The following is a 1680-nucleotide window of genomic DNA, read 5'->3' on the forward strand; positions in this document are numbered from 1 at the left end:
GATCAACACCTGATCCCCAACATTCCCCCCCCCCCAAACCACACACCCGGGGCGCCCCGTTTCGTCCCCCCCGGGACTTTTCCGTCGTCTCACCGAAGGCTGGACAGCACGTCCTCGACCGTGGTCTCGGGCACCTGCACGACGTGGATCCTGCCGTCACCGAAGTGCGTCAGCGCCCGGCCGGGCCGTCCCCCGCCGAGCTGGCCACGGGTGAGCTTGGCGCCCAGCAGCTCGCCGTCCCCCAACCCCTGCGGGCTGATCAGCATGCCCTGCCGGTTGCGCCGCGCGTCGACGTGCCAGCCGCCGAACCCGGCGACCAGCCCTTCCGTCGTGCCAGCCATGACCAGCGCCCTGCCCTGTTCGGCCCCGGTCCGCGCGATCAGGCCCAGTTCGCTGCCCGCGTCGCACTTGAGCAGCAACTCCGCGTCGTCGATCACCACGACGGCGGGTCCGTCGGCCTTGTCCAGCGCGCTCACCAGCTGTCCCGTGCTGAACTCGCCGTCGGTGGCCACGTCCAGGACGCCCTCGACACCGGCGAGGTCCCGCAACGGCGAGCGGCGGGGCGCGGCGATCACCACCGGCGTTCCCGCGCGCAACAGCCCCGCGACCACGGTCAGCAGCGCGGTGCTCCGGCCCGAACGGGACGGTCCACCGATCACGAACGTCGGTGTCACCGCCAGGTCGGGCGCCAGCGCGGCGAGGTCGTCCCCGCCCACGCCGACGAACGGCGCCATCTCCTTCGCGGCGGGCGCGATCTCCCGTGCCTGCGCGTAGGTCAGCTGGTCGGGCAGCACGTCCACGCGGAACGGCAGCGAGGCCGCGGGCACGTCGACCCACCGCTCGCGGTGCTCCGCGGCGATGGCCACCAGTGCCCGCGCCTGCGCCTGCCCGGACGGGTCGGCGGTGAGCAACGCGATCTGGGCCTCGGCGGAGTCGGCGGCGCGGAACGCCCTGCCGGGTTCGATCTCGTCGGGGAGGTTGCGGTGGTTGAGCCCGATCGCGCTGTAGTCGGCGCGGTCGTTGAGGCGCAGCACCAGCTTGTCCTCGGTCGTCGAGGACACCCGGCTGGAGAACAGCGCCCGGTCACCGGCGAGAACGAGGTGGATGCCGACGCTCGCGCCGTCGCGCAGCAGGGCCAGGACGGCGTTCATCAGCGACCCGCCGTCGTAGTCGGCGTAGGTCTTGTCGAAGACCTCCCAGCGGTCGATCAGCACCACGATGTGCGGCGGGCGGTCGTCGGTCCGACCGGTGCGGTACTCCACGAGGTTCGCCGACCCCGTCGACGCCAACAACTGCTGCCGTCGCGCCGACTCGCCGGAAAGCCGCCCCAGCAAACGGGAAAGCCGTTCGGCCTCGGACCGCTGCACCACCGCACCGGTGTGCGGGAAGTTCGTCAGCGCGAGCAGAGCGCCGTTGCCGCAGTCGATGCCGTAGAGGTGGACGTCCGCGGGCGAGTGCTCGCGCACCAGGGCCCCGGCCATGGTCCGCAACGCCTGCGACCGGCCGCTGCGGGCGGACCCGGCCACGTGCAGGTGGCCGAGCGTCGCGAAGTCCAGCACCAGCGGTTCCTGGCGCTGGTCGGCGGGCAGGTCGACGACGCCGTACGGAACGGGCGTCAGGTAGTCGCCCGGCGCCACCGCGGGCAGGTCGGCGACGGTGAGCGCCGACGGCAGCGCGGGC

The 1680-nt window shown here is 73.0% G+C and carries 1 protein-coding gene; it reads right to left on the bottom strand.

The window, feature by feature from the left end; translation table 11 throughout:
- Positions 1–89: 89 nt before the first annotated feature.
- A partial coding sequence (locus ACFWW9_RS46085; protein WP_390389999.1) for an FtsK/SpoIIIE domain-containing protein occupies positions 90–1680 on the bottom strand: 1591 nt, incomplete at its 5' end.

The organism is Umezawaea sp. NPDC059074 (genome assembly GCF_042738955.1).
GTDB lineage: Bacteria > Actinomycetota > Actinomycetes > Mycobacteriales > Pseudonocardiaceae > Umezawaea.